This window comes from Kitasatospora sp. NPDC057015 (genome assembly GCF_042673745.1).
Taxonomy (GTDB): domain Bacteria; phylum Actinomycetota; class Actinomycetes; order Streptomycetales; family Streptomycetaceae; genus Kitasatospora.
The window spans coordinates 75,599-101,628 of record NZ_JBHUSG010000008.1 but is presented as its reverse complement, the minus strand read 5'-3'; the positions used below and the strand labels follow the sequence as shown (position 1 = coordinate 101,628).

Here is a 26,030-nt window from a genome sequence, read left to right as displayed (position 1 = left end):
GACGCGCTCCACCAGTTCCCCCAGTACGACACGGGCGTCGTAGCACGGTGCATCAGACGTGTGGGGCACCCGGCACCGCAGGGGTACTGCCAATCACGAGTTTCGTTCCAGAACCCTCCAGGACGGATGACAAGTAGTTGATCTCCGCACTGGTTGCTTCGAAGCCTTCGCCTCGCAGGTCCTTCAGTACGGCTGCGGCCTGCGGCATCGTAAATCCGTAAGCGGCCCGGATGGCCTTCAGCAGTGCGACGCTTCCTGTCCCGCCTTCGGCGACGGAGATTCTCTGCACACCGAACTTCTGGATGATCGCGGCCCTGATCTCCGGCGGAGCCATACCGTCCCCGCCGTCATCGCTGACCAGTCCACAGCTGCGGCAGTCCCATTCGTACACCCAGGTCAGACGGCCGCCCCGAACCACCTCGCCCTTCCAGCCTGATGCGACTGCACCGCAGTTGTTGCAGACAATTTCGAACGCGACGCCTTGCTCAGTCACTCCAGCCCCTCATGGCCATGTACCGATCCACCGTGGCGTAGAACTGCTTGGACGTACCCGAGCCGTCCCTGGGGTGATGCGGCCTCTCCATGTTCCTCGCGAACCAGCGGTGGTGAAGCTCCTCATGAACGATGGTGTTCCGGAGGTCATTCCGACTTGAGAACCGCTTCCGGCCAATCTGCGTACCTACCCCTTCCGTCGCCATACCCGTGTTGACCGTCGGGCTGTACTGGGGCACGTGCGTGAGCTTCAGATCCTGAAAGTCCTCTGCAAGTGTTGCCGCCAGGGCCCGCTTCCGGGAATTGGACGACGACCCGTTGGCAGCTTCGACCGCGGCATCATCAGCCCAGACGTTGCCCTCGTGACCGCCAGCGTATTCCGTTGCCGGCGCGTCATCCACCTTCCCCGCCCCCGGCGGTTCCGGTGTCCCCTTCTTGGCCAGCGCCGCCTTGAGGTCGTCCGCCTTCCGTGACGCGTACGCCGCCGCGTCGTCGGCCCACTTGAGGATGGCGTTGGCCTCGGTGAGGCGCTTCTCGAAGGAGCGGTAGGCGTCGTAGGCCTTGTCGAGGGCCTTGACGATCTTCTTGGCCTTGAAGATCTTTCCCCAGGGGATGACGCCGATGATCATCGAGGCGCAGGCGCCGATCGAGCCCTTGGTGAAGCAGTCCCGGATGTCGTTGATCCCGAGGACCTCCATCAGGATCTCGCCGCCGGCCTCGATCACGACGTCGACCAGGGTCTTCTTCTTGGTCTTCTTGGCCTCCTCGACCTTGTCGGCCGGCGGCGCGGGAATCGGCGGGTCGGCGTCGTCGGTGCCTCCGCCGCCGTCGTCCTCGTAGCCGTTGGGGGTCGGCCAGCCCTGGCCGTCGTTGCAGCTGTCGCAGTAGAGGCCGCTGGGGTCGCTGCTGGTCACCGGCGAGTTGTTGGAGTACGCGTAGGCGTTCATCAACTGGGAGTTGCCGGTGTCGAGCACCGGGTCCACCGAGACGAAGCGGCCGGTGGCGGGGTCGTACTCGCGGGCGCCGAGGTGGACCAGGCCGGTGGAGTCGTCCTTGGTGCCGCCGACGAAGCCCTTGGTGCCGGGCCACAGGGTGGGGGCGGTGCCGCGCTCGCCGCCGAAGGGCATCGACTTGCGGCGGGTGACCGTGCCGGTGGCGCTGTCGATGGAGAGCTGGGCGGTGCCCTGGTGGTCGGCGGTCTGGATGGCGATCTTGCCGTCGCAGCCGCGGACCAGGGTGGGCGAGGAGCCGTGGCTGTAGTAGCGGGTGCCGCAGACGGCGGCGGACGGGGTGCCCGCGCCGGTGAGCTTCAGCTCGGTGGTGCCGAGGTAGAGCGTCACGCCGTCGGGGGCGCGCTTGATCAGCCTGGAGCCGTCGGCGCTGTAGAGGTAGGAGGTGGTCTTGGGCCCCTCGGTCACCTTGGCGAGGTGGCCCTCGACGTCCCATTCGAGGGTCTGCTCGGAGCCGGAGATCCGCCGGGTGATCTGGTTGCCGACCGCGTCGTAGACGTACTCGTCCAGGCGCGTTCCGCCGGGGCCGGTGGAGGTGGTGGAGGTGGAGGCGTGCGGCCGGGCCGCGCCGGGCGCGGGGTAGGCCAGGGTGCGGTTGATGTTCTTGGTGGTGTCGCCGGTCGGGTCGTTGACCGTCTCGGAGATCCGGTTGCCGGTGACGTCGAAGCCGTAGGTGTTCCAGTAGGCGTCCGGGCCGCCGACGGTGGTGGCCGCGTTGGCGGCGGTCGGGGTGGTGGCGCAGTCCGTCTTCGCCGTCCAGGCGGCGTTCATCCGCCGCAGGTAGTCGTAGCGGAAGCACTGCTGGTCGACGGCTCCGGTGTCGGCCGTCTCCTTGATGCCGGTGATGTTCCCGGCCTTGTCGTAGCTGTAGTTGGTGGCGGAGATCTCGGCGACGGTCCCGGTGGTGCGGGAGACGACGGAGTCGGTGAGGCGGTGGGTGCCGGTCTCGTAGTAGTAGGCCTGGGTGATGGGGTTGGCGGCGCTGCCGACGACGTGCGCGAGGATCTCGCCGCTGTCGCTGTAGGTGGTGCCGCGGACGTACGAGGTGGCGCCGGTCAGCGAGGTGGGCTGGCCCATCGAGGAGTAGCCGAAGACCAGGTTCTCCACCGGCAGGCCGCCGGCCTTGGGGAGCAGGGTCGAGCCGAGGGCGCCGACCGAGGTGTAGGACATGCTGGTGCTGTAGCTGCCGGCCAGCAGTTCCTCGCCCGGGACGGACGGGATGGTGACGGTGGTGCCGAGCGGCTGACCGGCGGCGTTGTAGCCGGTGACGGCGGTGCTGTAGGAGGCTCCGCCGGCCACCCGGGTCGACGAGGCGGGCAGGCCGAGGCCCTTGGTCGCGGTGTCGAAGGTCCAGGTGGCGAGGGTGGTGCCGGTGCCGGCGTCCTTGATCGCGGTCTTGCGGCCGAGGACGTCGTACTGCGGCTGGAGGGTCTTCCCGCGCGCGTCGGTGCTGGTCAGCATGCGGCCCGCGAAGTCGTAGCTCGCGGTGGACCGGCCCTTGTCGGGGTCGTTGGTCTCGACCGGGCGGCCGCGCAGGTCGTACGTCCAGCTCCAGGTGTTGGCACCAGTGGCGTCGACCACGGAGGCCTGCTCGCCGCGCTTGGTGTAGGTGTAGCGGGTGGTGTCGTACGCGGTGGCGGTGGCGTCGATGGCCGGGACGGCGCTCTGCGAGTGGTACTGCCGCAGTTCGGTCGGGCGGCCGGTGGCGTCGTTGACCACCAGGGTGCGGGTGCCGCCGTCCGGCGGTACGGTCGCGGCCCAGTTGCCGCCGTAGGTGGTGGTGGTGCGCCACTTCTCGACGGCGAGCGAGTAGGTGATCTCGTCGGTGGGGCGGCCCTGGCCGTCGAAGAGGAAGCCGTTCTGGGTGGGGATCTTGTTGTCGGGGGTCTTGGTCACGGCCCCGCCCGGGGCGCCCTCGACCAGGTACGGCGGGTTGGTCTGGGTGACCGCGCCGAGCGAGTTGTAGTAGGTGTCGGCCACCATCCGGTTGGTCACCGTGGTGCTGGTCGACTTGGCGCCGGGCTCCTGGGTCTGCCGGATCCGGCCGAGGCCGTCGAAGACCTGGTACGAGGTGCGGTAGCCGCCGGCCTCCATCCGGGTCGAACTGCTGGAGGAGACGGGCGCGTTGACGTTGTTGGTGGCGTCGACCGGCAGGGCGTAGCCGAAGCTGCTGCTGGGCTGGGTGGGGTGGGCGGCCTTGGTCCAGGCGGGCAGCCAGACCTTGGCGAGCCGGCCGGCCGCGTCGTACTCCAGGTCCGTCCGGTTGGCGTTGGCGTCCTCGGAGCCGGTCTGGTCGCCGCGCAGGCCGTCCAGGTAGGTGACGCTGGTGAGCCACTTGGTGGCCGGGCGGTCCATCGGCACCTTGGTGGTGATGGACGTGGTGAGGCCGTTGGTGTTGGTGGTGTAGCTGGTGAGGGTGGTGTCCCCGTAGGCGTCGGTCGAGGTCAGCGGGCGGCCGTTGGCGTCGAACCCGGCCTGGGTGAGGGTCTGGTACTGCGCGGTCTGCCCGCTGTACGAGGCGACCTCCTCCGTCCTGGTGACCAGGCCGCGGGTGGGTGCGGCGGTCAGGCTGGCGGAGTCGTCGTAGTAGATCCGGGCGTCCTGGACGCTGTCGGCCGGGTAGACGGGAGTGGTGGCGCAGTCGACCGCGACCTTCTCCGTCCGGTAGACCTTGTCCTTGATCCGGCCGCCGCTGTCGGTGTACCAGAAGCGGGTGCAGGAGTCGTCGTCGGCGCGGGTCGGGTCGCCCTCGTCGTTGACGGTGGAGATCCGGCCGAGCGCGTCGAAGGTCTTGCCGAGCTCGGTGCTCTGCCAGGCGGTGGCGCCGGCCGAGCTGGTGGTGACGAGGGTGCGGGAGACGACCTTGGAGGTGTCGCGCCGGTAGCCCTTCAGCGGGCCCGGGGTGCCGGCCCGGTTGCGGGTGGCGGTGGCGTCCGAGCGCCACGGCTCGTAGGAGACGGTGCCGGTGGGGGTGCCGTTCTCGCCGGAGTAGGTGATGCTCTCGCGCAGGGTGCCGGTGAGGCCGTCCTCGTCGGCGATGGCCGCGCCCTGGGAGTCGGCGACGGTGACGCTGCGGGTGCCGCTCTTGAGCTTGTCGCCGTTCATCCCGCGGAAGTAGACGGACTCCGTCCGGGTGACCTGGTCGCCCTGGCCGGCGTCGCCGTGCAGGGTGCGGACCCGGCCGTAGCCGCGGTAGTCGCTCCAGGTGCGGTCGGCGTCGTCGGTGCCCTCACTGGTGTCGTAGTGCCAGGCGGCGCCGCCGAGGTACTCGTACCGGGTGGTCTTGGAGCGGGCCTCGGCCAGGCGGTCGCTCTCGTCGACCCGGGTGACCACGTACTTGTGGAAGAGGTCGTCGTGGGCGACCTGGCTCTGCGGCGGCGTCCAGTGCACCGGGAAGCAGCGCAGGGTGTTCTGGTCGAGGGCGCCCGGCAGCACGGCCGGCGCCTCGCGGCGGCACTCCGGGTCGGAGTAGGTGACGTCGATCTGGCCGCCGGAGTCGAGGCCGACCGCGGTGATCCGCAGCCTGGCGAGGTAGGGCAGCGGGTCGGTGCCGCCCCAGACCCGGTTGGCCATCGGCTTTCCGGTGAAGACGGTGCGCGGGAGCTTGACGGCGGCGCCGCCGATGCCGGCCCCGGCAGCCTTGCCGGTGCGGGTGACGGCGTTGAGCCACAGCGCCGGTGAGAAGGCGTCGCCGGCGCCCTTGAACTCCTGGTCCAGGTTCCAGGTGTCGATCTCCTGGTAGGAACTGCCGTTCCAGACCTGGGTGGTGATGGCGGTCAGCCGCTTGCGGTTGAAGAAGGAGGGGGTGTGCTGGGTGCAGGTGGCGGCCGAGCAGACCTGGTCGAACGGGACGTCCGGCCAGCTGGTGGCGTGCGCCGCGTCGAAGGTGCCGCAGTTGGCCGTGCAGCGCTCGTCGGTGGCGAAGTTCACCTGGGCGGGCGCGGTGGCGTAGAGGTTGTCCGCCCGCAGGCCGTAGTCGATCCGCTTCAGCTGGCCGCCGCGCACGTAACTCACGGCGGCGCTGCCCATGTTGGGGGCGTAGTTGTTGGTCTCGGGCTCGTAGTAGTACGACATCGCGTTGCCGTGCACGTCCTCGACCAGGTCGAGGTTCCAGCGCCAGCCGAGGTTGGCGCACTGCGAGGCCGCGTAGGTGGCCGCGTGGCAGGGCTCGCCGGGGTGGTTGCCGTAGACCGGCTCGGTGAAGGCGGACTTGGTCTCGGTCTTCCCGCTGGACCAGCCGGGCAGCTGCCCCTTGCCGAAGGTGTAGCGGGTGCCCTCGGGGGTGGTGACCACCCAGTGCTCTCCGCCGTAGGCGCCGTTGGCGGCGCCGGTCTTCAGCTCCACGGTGCTGCCGTCGTCGCTGGCGGGCTTCCACTGCCCGCTGGCGTCGTCCAGGATCAGTTCGGTGGAGCGGCCGTTGAGCGACATCGCGACGACCGGGCCCGCGTAGCAGAGGTCCCCGGTGTCGGCGGTGTTGTTGGGCAGCTGGTTCGCGAGGTTCTTGCCCTTGTCGTCGGCGCACTGGCGGTAGCGGCGCTCGACGTAGCCGCCGGCGCCCACCTCCCAGCCGTCGCCGATCGCGGAGGCCTGGCTGTTGGTGGCGACGGTGCGGCCGTCCACCGAGCCGGAGGAGTAGGTCAGGCCGACCTGCGGGGAGGGTCCGCCGAGCGAGGGCGGCACCTCGATCGGGTAGGAGTAGGTGAAGTCCCCGGCGGAGCCGCCGACCTGCCAGGAGCCGGACGGCGAGAGCGAGGTGGCGGCGTAGGTGCCACCGCTGCCGGAGGCGCCGGCCTCGGCGGCGAGCAGGGTGACGCCGGAGCTCGCGGGGGCGGCGGCGCGCGCCTCGGGTCCGGTCGCGGCGACCGGTGCGGCCTCCAGGCCCACCTCGGCGGTGAGCTTGGCGCCGGCCAGGTCGTTGGCGGTGGGGACGGGCTTCCTGGTGCGGCACTCGGCCAGTTCGGGCGTGGTGAGCGCACAGGCGGGCAGCTCGACCAGGGTGAGCCGGGAGGCCCAGTCGCCGCCGTACGCGTTCTTGAAGCCGGAGTAGTCGATCTCGGCGGTGACGGTGCCGGGCGCGGCGGCGCCGTCGGCGCGGGCGAGGCCGAGCAGCAGGCCCTGGACGCCGGCCCGTTCGGTGGCGGGGCGGTCGAGGGTCTGCACCCGGATCCGGGCGGGGGTGGCGGCCTTGGGCGGCGCGCCCGCGACGGCCTGAGCACCCGCGGCGGCCTGGGCGCCGGGGGCGCCCTCGCTGCGGGCCGGTGAGATCCGGATCGGCGAGGAGCCGGCCTGCTGCCCGGCCGGGGGCGCGGCCCCGGCGGACTTGGCCGTGGACGTCGACGCCGCGGCCGGCTCGACCTCGACGGACTGCGCGGTCGGCCAGCTGACCGCTCCCGGGCCGGGCCATCTGTTCTCGGCCAGCCGGGCCTCGTCGAACGGCTTGGAGGCCACCGGGCCGCCCTTGACCGGTGCGTCCTTCTGCAGGGCGCGCGGCGCGGGGGGCTTCTTCCCGGCGGCCAGTGCGGGCATCGGCGACAGCAGCGAGAAGCCCAGTGCCGACACCACCGTCACGGCGAGCGCCGCGACCGGACGGCGATGCAGGGAGATCCCCGATATCCCCGACTTCCAATACGTCCTCATGCCGGTTACAGGCACGTCGCAACCCCCCACAGTGATCAGCGGCCCGTGGAACGTATCAGGGCGGCAAGTACCCTGCCCACCCCTTTTTCCCGGCGCATTTCCGCGGCCCGACATTTCACCCACGGGCGCCCTCGGAACAATTCAGACATAGCAAACTGAACGTCATGAGAGGCTTTCTACCAGGACAAGTGATGCACCATCAGGCACCGGGGAAGCACAGGCCACATCGGACATGCCACCTAAATGGTGACATCAATCCGTTTTTTTGTCGCACCTGGCAAGGATTGTCCGAATCATATGTGGTGAGCAGATTTCCACCGCAGTGAGTAGGGTGTTCCTGCTATTCGATATTCACCCGGAGGAATTACGTGAGATTCAGAAGAATCGGCGGTCGGGGGCTCGTACCCCTCCTGGTCGGCGGCCTGGCCCTGTCGGTCGCCGGGATCCCCGCCGCACCGGCCGGCGCGATCACCCCGCGATCGGACTCCGGGCAGAGCGCCCCGGCCGCCGAGGCGGAGAGCGCCCGGCAGCAGGCCGCGCGCACCGGGCAGCCGGTGGAACTCCTCGCGGCCCGGAGCGAGACCAGCGAGCAGGTCGTCAATCCGGACGGCAGCCACACCGTCACCCAGCACCTGCGGCCGGTCCGGATCCGCACCGGCGGCGGCTGGACCCCGGTCGACCCCACGCTGAAGGCCGCCGCCGACGGAACGGTGCGGCCCGCGGCCTCCGCCGTGGACGTGGCGTTCTCCGGGGGCGGCGGCAAGCCGCTGATCACCCTGGCCAAGGGGCCGCGCAGGCTCAGCATCAGCTGGCCCGACGCCCTGCCCGCGCCGACGCTGGACGGCGCCACGGCGACCTACCCCGCGGTGCTGCCGGACGTCGACCTCAAGGTCACCGCCACCGGCGACGGGTACACCCAGGTGCTGGTGGTGAAGACCCGTCAGGCCGCGCTCGACCCCCGGCTGGCCGACCTGAAGTTCCGTCTCGACGGTCAGAACGTCGCCGTCTCCACCGGCGAGGGCGGCGGGCTGGAGATCAAGGACACCACCGGCGCCACCGTCTGGGCCGGGCCCAGCGCGCTGATGTGGGACTCGCGCGGCGACGCAGCGGCGGCCGCCGACACCGCGGCCAAGAGCCCCGCCGCCAAGGGAACCGCGGCCAAGGGGGCGGCGGCGACCGCGGGCGACGGCGCCGAACCGGCCGCGCCCGGGCCGCAGGACATCCCCGCCGAGGAGGCCCCCGACCCGACCGACCGGACGGCCCACCTGCCGATCTCCGTGGTGGGCGACACCCTGGAGGTCAAGCCCGACGCCCGGCTGCTCACCGCCGCCGACACCGAGTTCCCGCTGGTGATCGACCCGTCGGTGAATGCCTTCGGCCGCCAGGCGTGGACCAGGGTCGACAAGAGCTACCCGAACCAGGCCTACTGGAACGCCAACGACATCGCCCGGGTCGGCCACGAGGACCAGGACGGCGGCACCAGCCGGTCGTTCTTCCAGATGGACAGCTGGAACTTCACCCGGCCGGGCGTGCGGATCATCAGCGCCCGCTTCGAGATCGTGGAGACGCACGCCTGGAGCTGCTCGGCGCGGCCGGTGGAGCTCTGGTGGACCGGCGCGATCAACTCCGGCACCAACTGGAACAACCAGCCGGGCTGGGGCGGCTGGTCCGACACCCAGAACGTCGCCAAGGGGAACGAGGCGCACGGCTGCGGTGACGACTGGGTCTACTTCAACGCCTACAACGCCGTGATGGCGGGCGTGCAGTACCAGTCGCCCAGCCTGACCCTCGGTCTGCGGGCGAGCAACGAGAGCGACACGTACGGCTGGAAGAAGTTCGACAACAACCCCAAGCTGGTCGTCACCTACAACTACCCGCCGGACGCGCCGACGGCCTACGGCACCAACCCGTCGACGGTCTGCGCGACCGCCGCGACCGGTGCGACCGTCCTCGGCGCCACCACCGGGACGAACCTCATCCAGCTCCAGGCCACCGTCAGCGACCCGCAGGGCGACCAGGTCCGGGCGCACTTCTGGCTGGCCGACGACGACACCAACACCCTGCTGACCGACTGGACTTCGGGCTTCGTCAACAGCGGCACCCCGGTGAGCTTCCCGATCCCGGCCCAGTACATCCCGACCAACCGGCCGATCAGCCTGCGCTGGCAGGTCCGGGCCGAGGACGGCACCGACGCCTCCCCCGGCGTGCCGGCCGTCCCGTGCCACTTCAAGGTGGACCCGCTGGGCCCGGAGAACCCGCCCGCCGTCGCCTCCGCGCAGTACCCGGCGCAGCGGTTCGGCGCCCCGGCCGGCACGGCGACGAACTTCACCCTCAACGGGGGCGGCGACGCCGACGTGGTGAAGTACGTCTACTCGTACGACACGGACACGCTCAACAACACGGTCGCCACCACCTCCGGCGCCCTCGTCACCCTGCCGTCCTACACACCGGCCAGCGCCGGGCTGCACACCCTGTACGCGGCGAGCGTGGACGCGGCCGGCAACCGCTCCTCCACCGCCGCGTACCGCTTCTACCCGACCCGGCCGGCCGCCGCGCCCAAGGTCGCGGGCGACTTCGACAACGACGGCTACGTGGACCTGGTCGGCACCACGAGCGACGAGGAGCGGCTCTACTTCTACAAGGGCACCGCCTCCGTCGACAACGCCACCGGCCTGGTGACCTCCAGCTTCGCCCGGGGCACCGATCCGCTCTCCGCCGAGCCGCCGGCCTGGCAGAGCGCCCTGGTGGCCCGCGGCGGCGACTACGTCAACGACGGCGTCCCCGACAAGCCCGCGGCCGGTCAGCCCCAGGCCAGTTGGGACGACGGCGCCCAGGACGTGCTGGCGATCCAGCCGGCCATCGCCGACCCGACGCGGCGGGCGCTCTACATCTACGCCAACGACGGCGGCGGGCCCAGCGCGGGCACGGTGCAGTTCCAGAGCACCATGGGCACCAGCGTCGTCGACCCGAAGCTCACCGCCGGCGCCCCCTTCGGCTGGGCCGACGTGACCCAGCTCGCCGCCGCCGGCGACATCGGCACCTCCGCCGCCTCCACGGCCAAGGACAACCTCCAGGATCTCCTGGTGGTGGCCAACGACAAGCTGTACGCCATCTACGGCCGGGCCTGCCTCACCACCGACGGCGAGTGCGCCTTCAGCGCGCCGCAGGAGGTCGGCAGCTCCGGGTGGAACGGCATGGAGATCATCCGCGCGGTGGACCTCACCGGTGACGGCAACCCCGACCTGATCGCCCGCTCCCGCACCTCCACCACGGACGGCCTGCGGATGTACCCGTACGTCCCGGCCACCGGCGCGACCAGCCTGGGCTCCGGCTCGACCCGGGTGCCGCTGGGCACCACCGGCTGGGGCACCGCCGCCCTGAAGAGCCTCTCCGCGCCGGGCGACCTCGACCTCGACGGCAAGGTCGACCTGGTCGGCGTCACCGTCGACGGCGCCATGCGCTTCTGGCACGGCGACGGCGCCAACGGCTTCAGCAGCTCGCTCTCCGGCAGCATCACCGGCATCGGCAACAAGTGCGTGGACATCGCCTGGGCCCAGACCGACGTCATCCTGTTCACCTGCCTCGGCGGTGACAACCAGCACTGGACCTGGAACAACAACAGTCTGATGACGCTGGGCAAGTGCCTCGACATCACGGTGCCGCCGAACTCCAACGCGCTCGGTGTGCTCGCGCCCTGCAACGGCTCGCCGAACCAGCAGTGGCTGGGCCTGCCGGACGGCCACCTGCAGAACCGGGGCTACGACGGTTTCGGCGGCGTCAACTGGTGCCTGGCCTCGCCGGCGGGCAGCACGGCGGACAGCACCCGGCTGATCCTCTGGCAGTGCATGCCGTACACCGACCAGGTCTGGCAGTCGCCCGTCCAGCTCGGCCCGCACGAGACGCTGCCCGGCGGCTGGCTGTCGAGCCTGCGGATCGCCTGACCCGCACGGTTCTCACCCCCGCACCACCCGCACCACCCGCACCACCGGGCCCGCCGCGCACCCAGCGCGGCGGGCCCGGCCCGTTCCCCCGTACCTCGCGCGGCCGAGACCGGCCCCGAGCCCCGTGCCCCGGGGGCCCGCCTCAGCGCAGGCCCGGCACCGGCTCCAGGGCCTGCGCACGGGCACCGGACGCGGCCGGGGACTTCGGCGCCGGCGGCACGGGCGTGTCGGCGCCGCAGGCCGCCGTGACCAGGTAGGTGTCCAGCGCGGCGAGGGCGCGCGCGGGATCCGCACCCTCGTAGGGGTTCACCGACAGCACCACCTGGTGCCGGCCGGCGGCGTCCCCGATCAGGAAGGTGGTGTAGCCGGCGATCCCGCCGTCGTGGCCCCAGAAGTCGCCGCAGGGCAGCGTCTGCCGCGCCAGCCCCAGCCCGTACGCGTACCGGCCGCCGTCGTCCGTCGGGACGGTGGTCATCATCTCCTTCAGCTGCGCCGGGCGCAGCAGTCGGCCGCCGAGCAGGGCGGCGTTGAACCGGGCCAGGTCGTCGGTGGTGGAGATGCCGGCCCCGGCGGCGTAGGCCACCGAGGGGTTGAGCTCGGTGACGTCCACCCGCTCTCCCGAGGCCCGCTTGAGGTAGCCGTGGGCGTGGCGGCCGGGGATAACGGTCCCGGTGGTCGGCATCGAGGTGTGCTCCAGGCCGAGCGGGCGGATGATCCGCCGTTCGACCTCCTGGTTCCAGGTGCGGCCGGTGATCTTCTCGATCATCATGCCGATCGCGATGTAGTTGGTGTTGGAGTAGCTCCACTGCTGGCCGGGCGGGAAGCCGGGGGCGTACCGGTTGGCGATGTCCAGCAGCTGCTGCGGCCGGTAGGTGGTCCGGCGTCCGGTGGTGAGCCAGGTGTCCAGGTCGTCCTGGTCGTGGAAGTAGACGCTCGGGTCGCCCAGGTAGTCGTAGAGGCCGCTGGTGTGGTTGAGCAGCTGGCGGACGGTGATGCCCTCGCCGCCGCGCACCGCGCCGGGCAGGTACCGCTCGATCGGCGCGTCCAGCGTCACCCTTCCCTCGGCGACGAGTTGGAGGACGACGGTGGAGACGAAGGTCTTGGTGACGCTGCCGATCCGGAACCGGCCGTCGGCGCGGGCCGGGGCCGCGGTGTCCAGGTCGGCGAGGCCGGTGGCACCGCGCCAGGCCACCCGGCCCCGGTCGCGGACCTCGCCCAGTGCGGCCGAGACGCCGGCCTCGGTGACGAGCCCGTCGAGCGCGGCGCGCAGGGCCGCGGCGTCGCCCCGCCCGGCCTCGGCCGCCGCGACACCGCCGTCCGGCCCGGCCGGTGCGCCGGCGGCCGTCGCGGTGGGTGCGAAGGCCAGCAGCGCGGCCCCGGCCAGTACGCCGGCGGCGATCCGGGTCCCGCGGCGGCGGGCGCGCGGGGCCGCCGGCCGGGTGCCGGCCGCCTGCGCGTCGTCGGATCCCCGAACGTCGAGTACCGGTAGGCCGGTTGCCGGTACGCCGGGTGCCTGTACGTCGGACATGGTGCTCCCTCCCTCGGGCCGGTCCCCTCCGGCCTCCGGGCCAGGCTCGCACCGGCCCGGTGGGGCGGGCATCGTCCTGCGGACCCGTCCGGTGTCCCCCTGCGGGAGGGCGCCGGGTCCGTCCGATTGAGGAGGGGTGGCCGAAACCGGCTCGGGGCCGCCGGCCCGGGGCCGGTCGCACCGGAGCTGCGGGGCGGACGGTCCGTCGGGTTCCGGCCAGGCCGGTCCGCGCCCGGTGGTCCGCGCCCGCCGGTCCGGCCTGCTGGTCCGGCCTTCCGGTCACCCCTCGTGCGGGTGCGGGCGCGCGGCGCAGGTCACGCCATCCAGAAGAACACCGCCGTCATCCGCTTCTCCTCCAGCGTGGCGCCCCAGTAGCCGGTGGCGGTGTGGATCAGGTTGGAGGTGTACAGCAGCAGGCGGTTGTAGCGGTTCGGCACCCGGACGTCCTCGGTGAAGGCGTCCGCCGGGACGAACCGGGTGCCCAGCGCGTCCACCAGGTTGTTGTGCGGGGCCGTCACCTGGTTGCCGCCCAGGCGTCCGCCGGGCAGGCTCTGCCGGTAGAAGCTGGTGCCGGTGTCCGGCGGCACCTCGGGGTTGAGGTACAGCACGGCGGCGTAGCGGCAGAGCGCCCGGGAGTCGGTGTGCGGGCGGGGCTCGCACTCGTCCTTGCCGACCACCTGGACGCAGTTGTGGTTGAGGGTGGCGCCGCCGGGCGCGGTCTCCGGCCAGAGCCTCTTCGCGCCGGTCGCCCGCATCACCAGCTTCTCGACGTGGGCGAGTTCGGCGGGTTCGAGGCCGGGCATGGTCCGCAGTCCGGGCCAGCTCTCGGGCTTGTGCGGGTAGCCCTCGGCCCAGTCGTCGCGGGCGAGGACCCGGGCGCGGACGGCGTCGACGTCGGGCAGCACGTTGTCGAGGATCCAGTAGTCCCGCCCCGGCGTGGGTTTGCGGTAGGGCAGGACTGGGAGCCCCGAGGGCCTCCGGGGGTATGAGGGCATACCCGCGACCCTACGGACGGGCCCGACCAGTACTCGCCCCCGTTTTGGTCAACGTTCGTCAAAAAAGGTGGCATGTACAGGCGGCCCGTCCGGAGGCCAGGCACTCCTCCGGCGGCGACCACGGCGGCGACCGGCCGCCGGGGCCGGTGGTGGCGGATTCTCAGTCCTGGTCTCGGCCGCAGTCGGCAGGGCGGAGCACCGTGCCCGGTGGGACGGCGCCCGCGTCCGTTGCCCTCAGCAGGAGGAGGGCTTCGCCCCTCTCACCCGCGTACTCGGCCTCGACCGCGGGGACGGGGAGGACGGTGCTCCCCCGGTGCGACTCGGCGCCGCTCGGGTGGACCGGCAGCCGTCCGGCGAGGAGGCCGAGGACGGTGACCCCGCGGGCGTCGACGGCCGTCTCCCGGATCTCGAAGCGCCAGTGGGTGTCGGCGGCGGCGAGGACCCTCCGGGCCGGGGCACCGTGCTCCCGCAGCATCGCCCGTCGGTCGCGGATCTGGTCGGCGACGGCGCAGCAGAGGCGCGGGTTGGGGCCCCGGGGTGTGTCGACGCGGGGGAACTCTGGGGTGGGCGGGATGACCAGCATCCGGTGGAGCAGGTCCAGTGCGCCGGAGCGGGCCCTCGGGTGGGCGTGCTCGACGATGTCCAGCAGGATCGGCCCGGCGGCGACGGCGGCGGGGAGGAGTTCGCCCGCCAGGTCGTCGATGAGGGCGCCGTCGAGCAGCAGGGTCGTCGCGTCGGCGGCCTGGTTGAGCGTGGTCGCGGTGGCGAGCGCCCGCAGGTCCGCCGCGACGTCGTCCTGCGGTCGGGGGTGCCGCGGACGGGGGAAGGTCGCCCAGGCGACGGCCGCGATCGGGTCGAGTCGCATGGACGGCATCCTGCCAGACGCCCGGTCAGCTCCCCGGCCGTCGGCGGGCCCGGGCCCGTCCGCGCTGCGGCCGGTGCCCTCCCGGGGCCCCGCGTCGGCGGCGATATTCGGTGCTGCGGGAGACCGGTCCGCACTAACGTCAGCGGCATGGACAAGACGGACTACATCTCCGCCCTCCGACGCGACAGCGCGCGTCTCGCCGCCGCGGCCGCCGAGGGCGGTCTCACCGCAGCGGTGCCGAGTTGCCCGGAGTGGACGGTGGCCGACCTGGTGTGGCACACCGGCGTGGTGCACCGGTTCTGGTGGCTGGTCGCCTCCGGCGGCATCGCCGGCCCGGAGGAGCACTCCGCGCCGCCGCGGCCCTCGGACGACGAGTTGATCGGCTGGTTCTCCGCGGGGGCCGAGCGCTGCGCCGCCACCCTGGAGCAGCTCGATCCCACGGCTCCCCGCTGGAGTTGGGCGGACCGCAGGGACGGCGGGTTCATCCAGCGGCGGATGGCCCAGGAGACCGCCGTGCACACCTGGGACGCGGAGAACGCCGCCGGCCGGGACGAACCGGTCGAGCGGACCCTCGCGGTGGACGGCGTGGACGAACTGCTCGCGCACTTCCTGCCGTCGACGCCGCCCGCCGGGCTGGCCGAGGCGGGCCTGCACCTGCACGCGACGGACGGCGAAGGGGGCGAGGGCGGCGGCGAGTGGACGCTGCGGGCCGTCGACGGCGCCTGGCGGGTGGGCCGCGAGCACGGCAAGGGCGCGGCCGCCGTCCGTGGCACCGCCTCGGACCTGCTGCTCCTGCTCTGGGGCCGCCGCCCGGCCGAGCGCTTGGAGGTCTTCGGCGACCGGGACGCGCTGAAGGCCTACCTGGCCGCGTTCGTCCGCGGCTGACGGCGGGGCCGCCGGGCCGGGCGGGTCGGTCGTCACCCCGCCCGGCCGGGCGGCTACTTCTTGCCGTCCACCCAGGTCAGGCCCCAACCGTAGGCCTGGTCGATGAACTGGTGGTCGGAGAACTCCGGGGTCCGCTGGTAGTACTGGCCCTGCCGATGGACGGTGAGGCCGGTGCCGTCGTTCTCCAGCAGGGCGACCACGCAGCTGCTGGCGGGGAACTCGCAGCCGTCGAGGGCGAGTTCCACCGGCGGGCCGGCGGCGGGGAAGAGCGTGGCCAGCCCGTTGAGGCCGGTCAGCGGGCGGAGGTCGAAGGCGAAGGCGAAGATCAGCAGGCGCTTGATCTCGGAGACCCGGTCGAGGTTGATCCAGAGGTCCTCGCCGGTCGCCACCGAGCCGGTGCGGTCGTCGTTGGCCAGTTGGATGAACGGCGGGGCGTACAGGTTGCCGAACTTCTGGCCGACCGCCTGGACGATGTCCTTGCTGCCGTCCCGGAGCTCCCAGAGGCAGGCGAGGTCGAGGTCCCGGGCGGTGTCCTGCGGGGCGGCGCCGGGCCCCTGGGCGGCCCGCATCCGCTTGGCCAGCCAGCCGCCGCGCTCCGGCGCCTTCGGCGCGGCGGCCCCGGCCGGCGTCCAGTTGAGGTTGACCCGCATCAGGCCGCCGGTCGCGCCGTGCTTGGTCAGCGAGAGCACCGGGTCCTTCGCGGTGAGCGAGACCTTGCTGAGGTTGAGCGGCGCGGCCGGAGTGGCGGCGGCCTGCCCGTAGCCGGCCGGGGCCTGCCCGTAGCCGGTCGGGGTCTGCCCGTGGCCGGTCGGGGGTGCGGTCGGCTGGGCGCCCTGCGGGACCGCCGGGGGCGGGGCCGGCTGCGCGTACTGCTGCGGCGGCGCGGCGAACTGCCGGGGATCCGGCGCCGAGGGCAGCGGCTGCGGCGGGTACGGGGACAGCGACGGCGGCGGCGCGTACGGCTGCGGCGGGGCCGCGTGCTGCTGCGGGTCCGGGAGGCGGAAGTGGTCGGGCTCCTGGGCCACCGGCGCGGGGGCGGCCGGTGCCGGGGCGGCCGGTGTGAAGACGACGGTCTGCGGCGAGTCCCACTGCCGCTGCTCCGGGGCGGGCAGCGGCGGCGGGGTGGGCACGGGCGGCGCGACGGGGGCCGGGGCGGGCCCCGGCATCGACAGCTGCGGCTGGGTCTCGGGCAGGTCCTGGGTCGGGGCCGGCACGGGTGCCGGGGCCTGGGCCTGGGCCCTGGCGGCGGGCGCCGGCTCCTCGTCGACCTGGATGCCGTAGTCGGTGGCCAGCCCCGCCAGCCCGGAGTCGTAACCCTGGCCGACCGCGCGGAACTTCCAGCCGCCGCCGCGCCGGTAGAGCTCGCCGAGCACGAAGGCGGTCTCGGTGCTGGCGCCGGTGTCCTCGAAGCGGACGAGTTCCTCGCCGGAGGTCGCGTCCAGCACCCGCAGGTGCAGCCCGGGCAGGCTGCCGAAGACCCCGCCGTCGCTGGAGGCCGCGAGCACCACCGTCTGCACGGCCGGGTCGAGGGCGTCGAGCGACACCGTCAGCGAGTCGACGACCGCGCCCGGGAGTTGCCGCTTGCCGAGGTGGCGGACCGCGCCGGAGGCGTCCTGCGGCTGGTTGTAGAACACGAAGTCGTCGTCCGAGCGGACCTTGCCGCCGGAGAGCAGCAGCGCCGACGCGTCCGCGTCCGGCACGCCCGGCCCGGGCTGCCAGCCGAGTTCGACGCGGACGCCGACCGCGGTCAACGGCACGTTCGCACCCTTCGGTATCACCATCAGCGGCCAGACCTTCCCTGTGCTCCACAGCCCTGCGTCGCCACCACCGTAGCGCCATCACCGCCCCGCCCAGGCCGGGCCGGCGGAACCGGGTGCCCGGCCGCCGCCCGGGCGGGGCCCGCACCGCCCCCGCGGGGCCTACCCTGGTCCGGACACCGGCCCGGACCGCTCGGCCGGGCAGCCCTCCGGCGGCCAGGCCGCCGACGTCCACCGGCTCTGGAGCGCGAGGCCATGACCGACTTCCTGGTGATCGGCGAGTGTGTGGCCGACATCGTCCGCACGCCCGGCCGGGCCGACGTCCCGCACCCGGGCGGCAGCCCCGCCAACGTCGCCTACGGGCTGGCCCGGTTGGGCCGGCCGGCGACGCTGCTGACCCAGCTGGGCGAGGACGCGGCGGGCGGGCTGATCGGCGCGCGCCTGCGCGACGCCGGGGTGCGGGTGCTGACGGACCGGCAGCCCGGGGTGCGGACGCCGACCGCGGTGGTGACCCTCGACGGGGAGGGCCGCGCCTCGTACGCCTTCGACTTCGAGTGGACGCTGCGGCCGGTCGGGTTGCCGGACCAGCCGGCGCACGTGCACCTGGGCTCGGTCGCCGCCGTGCGCGAGCCGGGCGCGGCGACGGTGCTGGCCCTGGCGGAGCGGCTCCGGCCGGGCGCCTCGGTGAGCTACGACCCGAACATCCGGCCGGAGTTGTCGGGCGGGCGGACGCAGGCCCTGGCCCGGGTGGAGCACTGTGTGGGGCTGAGCGACCTGGTGAAGGCCAGTGACGAGGACGTGGCGTGGCTGTACCCGGGCGAGCCCGTCGGGCGGGTCGCGGCGCGCTGGCTGGCGCTGGGCCCGGGCGTGGTGGTGGTGACCGGGGGCGGTGACGGCGCGGTGGCCTTCACGGCTTCGGCGAAGGTGGCCGTCGACGCCGTCCGCACCACGGTGGTGGACACGGTCGGCGCCGGCGACGCCTTCATGTCCGCCGCCCTGGACGCGCTGGCCGCCCGCTCCCTGCTCGGTGCGGCGGGCCGCGCCGCCCTCGCCGACCTGGACGCGGCGACGCTGGCCGAGGTGCTGCGGCACGCCGCTCTCGCCGCCGCCGTCACGGTCTCCCGGGCCGGTGCGAACCCGCCGGCCGCGGCGGAGCTGGCCGCGTGGCGCGGACGGGAGCTCGCCGGGTAGCGGGGCCGGCCGGGTAGCGGGGGCCGCCGCATGGTTCTTGCTGCTCAGGCCACCCCGGGACCGGCCGGGTTCGGCCTTCGCGGCCCGGGCCCTGCGCCTACGGCGTGCCTGGGCACGAAACCGTGCGGAGTCACCGACGGTGTCCGGCGTCGGCTCCGCGTCACCCGCAGCACAGCCTGCTGTTGCGGCAGCGGGACCCCCATCTCCTCAGTCAGGGCCTGTTCGAGTGCATCGAGGGTCTCGCCGGCGACCGCCAGCCCGGACGACTCGTGGTGGGCCCGTACGATCGTGGAGTCGACACTGACCAGCGTCAGCCCGACCTTCCCGCGCGAGGCGGCCTCCGCGATCAACGCTTCCGTCAGGCTCTCGAAGAACCCCGAGGCCACCCAACCGCGGAACCGGGAGTACACCGTCGTCCAGGGCCCGTAGCGCTCGGGCACGTCCCGCCAGCCGCTACCGGTGCGGAACCGCCACAACACCCCGTTGAACTGCTCCCGAACCCGCCGCGGCAAAGGCCCGGTGGCAGCCACCGGAACATGCGGTTCGATCAAGGCCCACTCGGCATCCGTCACGTCAAAACGCGCCACGACTCCGAGTTCTACCAGAGACGCGGGCCGACGACCGAACCCCACCAAGATCGGAACCTCGAACCGGCTCCTAGCCCGGCCCGCCGGCCCTGTGGGACCCTGGCGCGAGCGGGATTCGGCCGCGGTGGAACACCGGGACGGGGAGTCGAAGTGAGCGCACGCCTGGTCGGGTCACGATGAACATCAGCGTGGTCGTCCCGTCCTACAACGCGGGCCCGCAGGTGCGGCGACTGCTGTCGTGCCTCGCCCTCAGCGAGCTCGACGCCGGCGACTCGTTCGAAGTCGTCGTGGTGGACGACGGCTCCGACGACGGCACCGGGGAACTCCTCGCCGCACTGGCCCCGCCCTACCCCCTGGAGTACCTGTTCCTGCCGCGGACCTCGGCCTCCGGCCGGGCGGCGGCGCGCAACGCCGGGATCCGCGCGGCCTCCGGCGACGTGGTCGTCCTGGTCGACGCCGACCAGGTCGTCGAACCCGGCTTCCTCGCTGCGCACGCCCGGTACCACCGGCTCCGCACCGACCTGGTCGTGGCCGGCCCCCGGGGCGACATGGCCGAGGGGGAGATCGACGACGAGCGCCTGGCACGGGAGTTCTCGCTCGACGCGCTGCCGGAGATCGTCGGATGGGACGGCCGGGAGTTCCTGCTGGCCGAGTTCTCGGAGAACTTCGACAACCTGGAGACCTGCTGGCACTACGCGTTCACCTGCAACCTGTCGGTGCGCCGCGAGCACCTGCTCGCGGTCGGGGGCTTCGACGAGGGCTTCCTGGGCTGGGGCCTGGAGGACTCCGAGCTCGGCTACCGGCTGCGGCGCCGGGGGCTGGCGTTCGCGTTCCAGCCGGAGGCGCTGTCCTACCAGACGCAGCGCGAGGTCACGGCGGAGATGCTCGGCCAGTGGCGCACCAACCTCGACCACTTCGTCGCCAGGCACGCGGGGGCGGCCGATGTGGCGATCCAGCAGGTCATCTGCCGGGCGTTCGACCCGGCGGAGGCGGAACGCGCCCTCGGCTGGCTGGACTGCACGGTCCGGATGGAGTACGCCGCGCGGGCGCTGGCCGGCCGCCTGCCCGAACCGACCTCGTACGCGTTGCTGGAGGTGGACGACGACAATGCCCTGGACGTCCTCGCCCGGCTGCCCGGGCTGGCCGCCGAACGCGATCTGCTGGTCCTGGACGACACGGAGCGGGCGGTGCTGGCCGGGCCGGCGCAGTGCGCCGGGACGACGCGTGAGCTGGTGTACTTCCACCGACCGTCCGCCGACGCCAGGAAGAAGATCCTCGCCCGCTACCCCGTCGGGCCCGACGGGCTGACACCCTGACTGGTCGTTTCAGAGTGAGTTCGGTTCAGGGGCTCGGCAGTTGAGGGTTGCGGACGGCAGAGTGCCGCCCGTGTCGGATGATCTTGTGCCTGATCATCCGTGGGAGCGGGTGGCTCCACTGGCGGCGGGTTCGCAGCGGCCCGGAACGTCCGGCCCGGTACGTCCGGCCCGGGCGGCCCCGGCGGGTACCGGGGTCCGCGCGGGACGGCCGGCGGTCAGTGTCCGGCGGCGGCCGTCAGCCGGTGGGCGTGGACCCGGAGCTGGAGGGCGGCCAGGTCCAGCAGCGGGGTCCCGACGCCGAGGGTGCGGGCCCGGGCGGTCAGGTCGCCGAGGATGTGTTCCCCCTCGGTGGGCAGGCCGGCGGCCGTGTCGCGGTAGAGCGACGCGGTGTCGGTGGAGCCCACCAGGGTCAGGCCGGCGGTGATTGCGGACAGCTGCGCCTCGGTGAGCGGGTGGCCGGCCGCCTTCGCCACGGCGGCCGTCTCGGCGAGCAGTGCGGGGCCGAGCCAGGCGCCGCCGGCGGCGACGACGTCACCGACCGTGCCGCGCATCAGTGTGGTCAGTGCGCCCAGGGTGCTGATGAAGGCCCACTTGTGCCACATCGCGGTGCGGATGTCGGTGGAGACGGTGAGGCCGAAGCCCGCGCCGGAGAGCTCCCGGCCCAGCCGCTCGATCCGGGCGGTGGAGCCGCCGGCGGGCTCGCCGATCGCCATCTCGCCGACCTTGCCGCCGTCGAAGGTGTCGAGGATCCGGACGTCGCCGTCGGCGTCGAGGGTGGCGATCACCTTGACCACCCCGCCGAGTGCCGCCGTGCCGCCGAAGCGCTCGGCGACGGTGTCCAGGTGGGCCAGGCCGTTGAGGAACGGCAGTACCGCCGTGTCGGGGCCGACGGCGGGGGCCACGTCGGCCAGCGCGTGGGGCAGGGCGTGCGCCTTCACCGAGAGCAGCACCAGGTGGTAGACCCCGTCGAGCTCGCCGGGCAGCACCAGCGCAGGCCGCAGCACCTCCTCCTCCGTGCCCGGTCCGGCGATCCGCAGCCCCCGCTCCCGCAGCACCTCGGCCCGGCGGGGCCGCACCAGGAAGGTGACGTCCCGGCCGGCCCGGGCCAGCCGCCCGCCGAAGAACCCACCGGTGGCCCCTGCCCCGACGACGAGAATCCGCATTCTGTTGCTCCCCCGTTCCGTGCCGCCGCCTGCTGCTGCGGTGGCGACGCATGATCAACTGTTCGGTGCACCGCCCAACGGAACCGGGTGGCCGGCTATTCCCCGGGCCGGGCGGCGCGGCTGCGCGTCGCCCGGCCACCGGCCGCCGGTCAGTGCGCCTGGGCCGGCCGGCCGAAGCAGCGCTCCAGCTCGTCGAGTTCGTAGAAGTAGCTGCCCTTGGACACGGGCTCGCAGCCCGGCTTGAACGCGGTCTGCTTCTCGTTGTAGAGCATCCGGACCAGGTACTTGTTGCCCTTGCGGTACAGGTCCCACTGGATGTTGGCGCCCATCGGGGCCACCGTGGCGCCGCGCCAGGCGTTGTCGGCGTAGGTGTAGGGCGCCGCCTCGGTGGCCTGCGCGGTGCTGCCGGGCAGCTGCATCAGCGCGGCGAGCGGGATGATCTCCTCGGCGTGGGTGAAGCGCAGTTCGGCGGCCAGGGTGCCGGTGCCCGCCCGCTTCTCCTCGACCTTGCGGAAGAGGTCGTCGAGCAGCACTCCGGCCATCCGGTAAGTGATGTCCCGGCCCGCGAAGCCCGGCCCCTTCGCGTAGAACTCCTCGGCGTTGTCGAGGTATCCGAACCAGGCGGCCTGGTCGGAGCCGATGTACCGGCCGAAGTGCCAGTCGCCCTCCTCCGTCAGGTCGGCGGTGACGCTGTACAGGTTGAAGACGGCCTGGGCGACGTCCACCTCGGTGCCCGCGAAGGGGTAGCCGCCGGCCGCGAGGCGGTCGACGAACGGGCCGGTGAAGATCCGCTCCAGGACGCGGCGGGCCTCCTGGTGGCTGCGCGGCTGGTCCCGGATCGCGGTGAGGGTGGCGGCGAGGGCCGGGTCCTTCTTGACGTAGTCGGTGTAGTCCTTGTTGGCGGCGGACTTGTGGAAGTAGAGCAGGGCGGTGTCCGTCCTGGCGGGGTCGACGGCCGCCGCAAGCGCCGGGTCGCCCTCCACCAGGCCCTTGGTGAACTCCGTCCCCGAGTCGACCGCCCGGGGCTGGCCGGAGCTCACCACGTCGATCCGGTCCCGGCCCGCGGGGTCGGCGGCGCCGGCGGAGATCCGGTGGAAGAGGCCGGGCAGGCGCTGTTCCATCCGCTCGGCCGTGTCCTGGAGCGCCTGCCGGCCCTGGCCGGTCAGGGCGCCGTAGCCGACCTTCGCGTTGGCGTCGAGGAGTTCCTGCACGTCGGGGCCGAAGCCGCGGCCCAGGCGGGTCAGCGCGTGCTCGTCCGCGGCCTGCTGCCAGAGCTTCAGCAGCAGGTCGCCGTCCTCGCTGTCGCTGAGGGCGCGGGCGCCGTGCCGGGAGACGTTCTCGGTGAAGACCGCCGTGTAGCCGGCCGGCGCCTGCTGGAGGCTCCTGACGCTCTGCAACGGGCGGTAGGGCGCCTTGGTGGTGGCCCCGGCCGGGGTGCCGAACGCCGCGCCCGCCGACGGGCCGGAGTGCGCCTGGGCGGGGGCCGCGATCACTGTGGACAGCAGGGCGGTGGCGGCGAGCGCCGCCGCACGGGAGAGGGTGCGTCGCATGGGGGGTCCAGAGTGTCGTTCGGAATCGGACGGAGCGGGCCGATCCCACCCGGTCCGGATGGCCGGTCGATGCTCTGCGGGTGTCATCGGGGTGCACAGGTGGGCAACTCACCCGGACGGCACCGGATCCCCCGGGTCCGGCGAGGGGCCGGCACGGGGGCCGGCGCACCGGCCCGGGGCAGCCGGGCCGTCACACGTCGGTGGCGGCGCGTACCCGCCCGCCCGGTTCGACCGCGACCAGCTCCACCCGGAACCGGACCGCGGCCCGCCCCCGCTGGGCGATCTCGCCGGCGAAGACCGCCGCCCCCTCGAACGGCGCGTCCGCGTCCAGCGCCCACAGCAGGTAGGCCCGCACCGGGCCGATGACCTCCTTGAGCGTCCGCGGCCCGCCCGCGTCCTGAGTGCGCATCACCGCCGCCCACAGGGCCGCCGGTCCCCTCCTGTTCACGCCGCCTCCCCGGGGGCGCCGTCCGGAGCCAGCAGCGCCCAGACGCAGGTGCCCGTCCCGCCCTCCCGCGGGTGGCAGCCCCAGGCCGTCGAGAGCTCCCGGACGAGCCAGAGCCCCCGCCCGGACTCCTGCTCGACCGGCACCTCGCCGGCCGCGGGCCGGCCGTTGCCGCCGTCGTGCACCTCGATCCGCAAACGGTCGGCGGCCAGCTCGTAGCGCACCCCGACCAGCCGGCAGGACGGTACCCGCGCGTGCTCGACCGCGTTCGCCACCAGCTCGCTGACCAGCAGCTCGCCCACGTCCAGGTACCGCTTGCCCGTCTCCAGTCCGGCCAGGAAGTCCCGGAGCAGCCGTCTGGCGGCGCCGGCCGAACGGCGGTGGCGGGGCAGCCAGGCCGTGAACTCACCCGTCACCGCGGGTGGTGGTGGTCTGTCGAGGGTCTCGGGCATGGCGCAGCCACCTCCGCAGGAACGGGAAGACGTGAGGGGGCGTGATCCGGCGCGCACCGGCAGTACCCGGCGTGCGAGGTCACGCAGAGCGAGCAGACTGTCTCGTTCTGCCACCAAGCATCGACCACTGCGGCTACCGTGACGAGTGATCAGCCGGTGTCACCGGCCTCTCTGACACCCGGGGGACCCACCTTGACCCGCGTACCGCCCAGCGGACCCCACCTGCGATCGAGTGCCGCCGCCCTGTTCGGGACCCTGCTGCGACGGACCCGCGAGGCGCGGGGGATGTCGCAGCACGACCTGGCGAGCCGCATCCCGTGCAGCCGCCCGCACCTCACCCGGATCGAGAGCGGCGGCCGGGTGCCGCAGTACGACCTGGTGACGGCGTGCGACCGGATCCTGGAGACCGGCGGGGAGTTGCTGGAGATCTGGGAGGAGGTCGACTGGTACGCGCAGGTCGACCATCCCGACTGGTTCCAGCGATTCGTGGGCATCGAGGCGAAAGCGGTGAGCATCCAGGAGTACCAGACACCTTGGATCTCAGGACTCCTGCAGACGGAGGCGTACGCGCGGGCTCTGATCTCAATCGGACAGGCCGCAGACGATCCGCAGTTGATCGAGGAGCGGGTGACTGCACGACTCGTCCGTCAGCATCGGCTCAACGACCCCGATGGGCCGGTGCTCACGGTGATCCTTGCGGAGACCGCGCTTCGCCAGACCGTGGGCAGTCCTCAGGTGATGTGCAATCAACTACGACATCTGCTGCGGGTGGGACGACAGCCGAACGTGACGATCCAGGTCGCCCCCTTCGTACTGGGCGAGCATGTCCAGTTCGGTACTTCTCTGATCCTCCTCACCTCACCCGACGGAAAGAAGCGCGCCTACTCCGAAAGCCTGGCGCACGGCCGCTTTGTCGAAGATCCGAAACAGGTCCAACACTGGCAGCAAAGGTATGATCTGCTCCGGGCCAAGGCGCTCTCGGCCCAGGACAGCGCACACCTGATCCGTAGTGTGATGGAAGGACTGCTCAACATGAACTCCACCACTCCCGACTACTCCAAGGCCTCCTGGCGCAAGGCAAGTTACAGCGACGCCGAGAGCGGCCAGTGCATCGAGGTGGCCGACAACGTCCCCGGCGTCGTCCCCGTCCGTGACTCCAAGGACCCTTCGGGCCCCGCCCTGGTCTTCCCCGCCGTCGCCTGGCAGTCCTTCGTGGCCGGCGTCCGCAACGGCGGGTTCTCCCCCGCCGACCACTGATCTCAGCCGGTCCGCCTGCTCGGCCGGTCCTGTTGTTCCAGCCATTTCGTGATCACCCGGTTCGTCTCCTCGGGCTTTTCCTGCTGGATCCAGTGGCCGCAGTCCAGGCTGACCACTTCCACGTTCGGTACGAACGCGGCCAGGTTCTCGGACCTCGCGACCAGGTCCCGGTCGCCGTGGATCATGAGGGTGGGCTGGTGGATGATCGGGTCCGCGTCCGCCAGCAGGTGCCAGTTGCGGTCGAGGTTCCGGTACCAGTTGATGGTGCCGGTGAACCCGGACGTTTCGAAGGCGGAGACGAGGACGGCCAGTTCGCCGTCGCTCAGGACGGGCTCTCCGCGTGGTGTTTCCGCCCTGGCGAGATTGATCAGCGCCATGCCCGGCTGGGGCTCCGCGGGGGGCTCGTTCTTCCGGTACAGGTTGCGGAGGAACCGGAAGGCGTTGTCGTCGAAGACGGCGTCCGCGACGCCCGGCTGCCGATTGAAGTGGACGAAGTAGAAGTCGCCGCCGAGCACGGCTTCCATGAACTCGATCCAGGGCTTCTCTCCGCGCTCCTGGTAGGGCAGGCTCAGGTTGATCACCTTGTTCACGCGGTCGGGGTGCAGCAGGGTCAGGCCCCAGACGACGAACGCGCCCCAGTCATGGCCGACGAAGGTGGCGTCTTCGTAGCCGTAGTGGTCGAGGAGCGCGACGAGGTCGCCCGACAGGTGTGCGATGTCGTAGTCCGTCACTTCGGCCGGGCGGGACGAGCGGCCGTAACCCCGCTGGTTCGGGGCGATGACGTGGTAGCCGGCCGCGGCGAGGGCGGGCATCTGGTGACGCCAGGAGAAGGCGTGCTCCGGCCAGCCATGGCAGAGCACGATGGGCTTTCCCGCGTTCTCCCGGCCCGCTTCGAAGACTTCGAGCTCCACGCCGTTGACCGGAATGAGCGTGGGCTCGGGGAAATCGGTTGAGGTCAT

At 72.6% G+C, this 26,030-nt stretch carries 17 protein-coding genes; 5 read left to right on the top strand and 12 right to left on the bottom strand.

Translation table 11 applies throughout. The features are described 5' to 3' along the window. Positions 1–52: 52 nt before the first annotated feature. The gene (locus ACFTWP_RS10560) at positions 53–493 is read right to left on the bottom strand and encodes a hypothetical protein (RefSeq protein ID WP_380264007.1); all 441 of its coding nucleotides are present in this window, start codon (positions 491–493) and stop codon (positions 53–55) included. Beyond that, positions 486–7,139, bottom strand: a complete 6,654-nt coding sequence (locus ACFTWP_RS10555) for an RHS repeat-associated core domain-containing protein (RefSeq protein ID WP_380264006.1) — start codon at positions 7,137–7,139, stop codon at positions 486–488. Before ACFTWP_RS10555 ends, ACFTWP_RS10560 begins: the two co-directional genes overlap by 8 nt. 368 nt (positions 7,140–7,507) lie before the next feature. Between ACFTWP_RS10555 and ACFTWP_RS10550 the strand changes: the two genes are divergently transcribed. Further along, complete coding sequence (locus ACFTWP_RS10550) at positions 7,508–11,080, top strand: ricin-type beta-trefoil lectin domain protein (protein ID WP_380264005.1); 3,573 nt, start codon at positions 7,508–7,510, stop codon at positions 11,078–11,080. Between the two features lie 142 nt (positions 11,081–11,222). Here the strand turns inward: ACFTWP_RS10550 and ACFTWP_RS10545 are convergent, their stop codons facing one another. The 3 genes from ACFTWP_RS10545 to ACFTWP_RS10535 form a co-directional block, all read right to left on the bottom strand. Continuing rightward, positions 11,223–12,608, bottom strand: coding sequence for a serine hydrolase domain-containing protein (locus tag ACFTWP_RS10545; protein ID WP_380264004.1), 1,386 nt, complete (start codon positions 12,606–12,608; stop codon positions 11,223–11,225). Positions 12,609–12,922: 314 nt separating this feature from the next. After that, positions 12,923–13,603 carry a DUF6445 family protein gene (locus tag ACFTWP_RS10540; protein WP_380264002.1) on the bottom strand — a complete coding sequence of 227 codons (681 nt, stop codon included), beginning with the start codon at positions 13,601–13,603 and terminating at the stop codon, positions 12,923–12,925. A gap of 160 nt (positions 13,604–13,763) precedes the next feature. Next, entirely contained in the window at positions 13,764–14,468 is a 705-nt protein-coding gene (locus tag ACFTWP_RS10535; protein WP_380264001.1) for a hypothetical protein, read from the bottom strand. Positions 14,469–14,615: 147 nt separating this feature from the next. Here ACFTWP_RS10535 and ACFTWP_RS10530 point away from each other — a divergent pair, with 147 nt between their 5' ends. After that, positions 14,616–15,353: a maleylpyruvate isomerase family mycothiol-dependent enzyme gene (locus tag ACFTWP_RS10530; RefSeq protein WP_380264000.1), complete on the top strand. Its 738-nt coding sequence runs from the start codon at positions 14,616–14,618 to the stop codon at positions 15,351–15,353. A 53-nt stretch (positions 15,354–15,406) separates the two neighbouring features. Here ACFTWP_RS10530 and ACFTWP_RS10525 read toward each other — a convergent pair whose 3' ends face one another. After that, on the bottom strand, positions 15,407–17,134 hold the full coding sequence (locus tag ACFTWP_RS10525; protein ID WP_380263999.1) for a TerD family protein: 1,728 nt from the start codon (positions 17,132–17,134) through the stop codon (positions 15,407–15,409). A gap of 231 nt (positions 17,135–17,365) precedes the next feature. Here ACFTWP_RS10525 and ACFTWP_RS10520 point away from each other — a divergent pair, with 231 nt between their 5' ends. Beyond that, entirely contained in the window at positions 17,366–18,301 is a 936-nt protein-coding gene (locus tag ACFTWP_RS10520) for a PfkB family carbohydrate kinase (RefSeq protein WP_380263997.1), read from the top strand. 44 nt (positions 18,302–18,345) lie between these two features. Here ACFTWP_RS10520 and ACFTWP_RS10515 read toward each other — a convergent pair whose 3' ends face one another. Continuing rightward, a complete protein-coding gene (locus ACFTWP_RS10515; protein ID WP_380263996.1) occupies positions 18,346–18,888 on the bottom strand; it encodes a transposase in 543 nt (180 codons plus the stop codon). A 176-nt stretch (positions 18,889–19,064) separates the two neighbouring features. On the opposite strand from ACFTWP_RS10515, the gene ACFTWP_RS10510 reads away from it, so the two are divergent. Continuing rightward, on the top strand, positions 19,065–20,204 hold the full coding sequence (locus tag ACFTWP_RS10510; protein WP_380263994.1) for a glycosyltransferase: 1,140 nt from the start codon (positions 19,065–19,067) through the stop codon (positions 20,202–20,204). A 215-nt stretch (positions 20,205–20,419) separates the two neighbouring features. Here ACFTWP_RS10510 and ACFTWP_RS10505 read toward each other — a convergent pair whose 3' ends face one another. From ACFTWP_RS10505 to ACFTWP_RS10490, 4 genes are all read right to left on the bottom strand, one after another. Further along, positions 20,420–21,367, bottom strand: coding sequence for a 2-dehydropantoate 2-reductase (locus ACFTWP_RS10505; protein ID WP_380263993.1), 948 nt, complete (start codon positions 21,365–21,367; stop codon positions 20,420–20,422). Between the two features lie 149 nt (positions 21,368–21,516). Continuing rightward, positions 21,517–22,917, bottom strand: coding sequence for a histidine-type phosphatase (locus ACFTWP_RS10500; protein WP_380263992.1), 1,401 nt, complete (start codon positions 22,915–22,917; stop codon positions 21,517–21,519). A gap of 190 nt (positions 22,918–23,107) precedes the next feature. After that, entirely contained in the window at positions 23,108–23,365 is a 258-nt protein-coding gene (locus tag ACFTWP_RS10495) for a hypothetical protein (RefSeq protein WP_380263991.1), read from the bottom strand. Continuing rightward, positions 23,362–23,814: an ATP-binding protein gene (locus ACFTWP_RS10490; RefSeq protein WP_380263990.1), complete on the bottom strand. Its 453-nt coding sequence runs from the start codon at positions 23,812–23,814 to the stop codon at positions 23,362–23,364. Before ACFTWP_RS10490 ends, ACFTWP_RS10495 begins: the two co-directional genes overlap by 4 nt. Positions 23,815–23,952: 138 nt before the next feature. Here ACFTWP_RS10490 and ACFTWP_RS10485 point away from each other — a divergent pair, with 138 nt between their 5' ends. Further along, entirely contained in the window at positions 23,953–25,071 is a 1,119-nt protein-coding gene (locus ACFTWP_RS10485; RefSeq protein ID WP_380263989.1) for a Scr1 family TA system antitoxin-like transcriptional regulator, read from the top strand. Between the two features lie 2 nt (positions 25,072–25,073). Here ACFTWP_RS10485 and ACFTWP_RS10480 read toward each other — a convergent pair whose 3' ends face one another. After that, positions 25,074–26,030 (bottom strand): alpha/beta fold hydrolase, encoded by a 957-nt coding sequence (locus tag ACFTWP_RS10480; RefSeq protein ID WP_380263988.1) that lies wholly within the window; start codon positions 26,028–26,030, stop codon positions 25,074–25,076.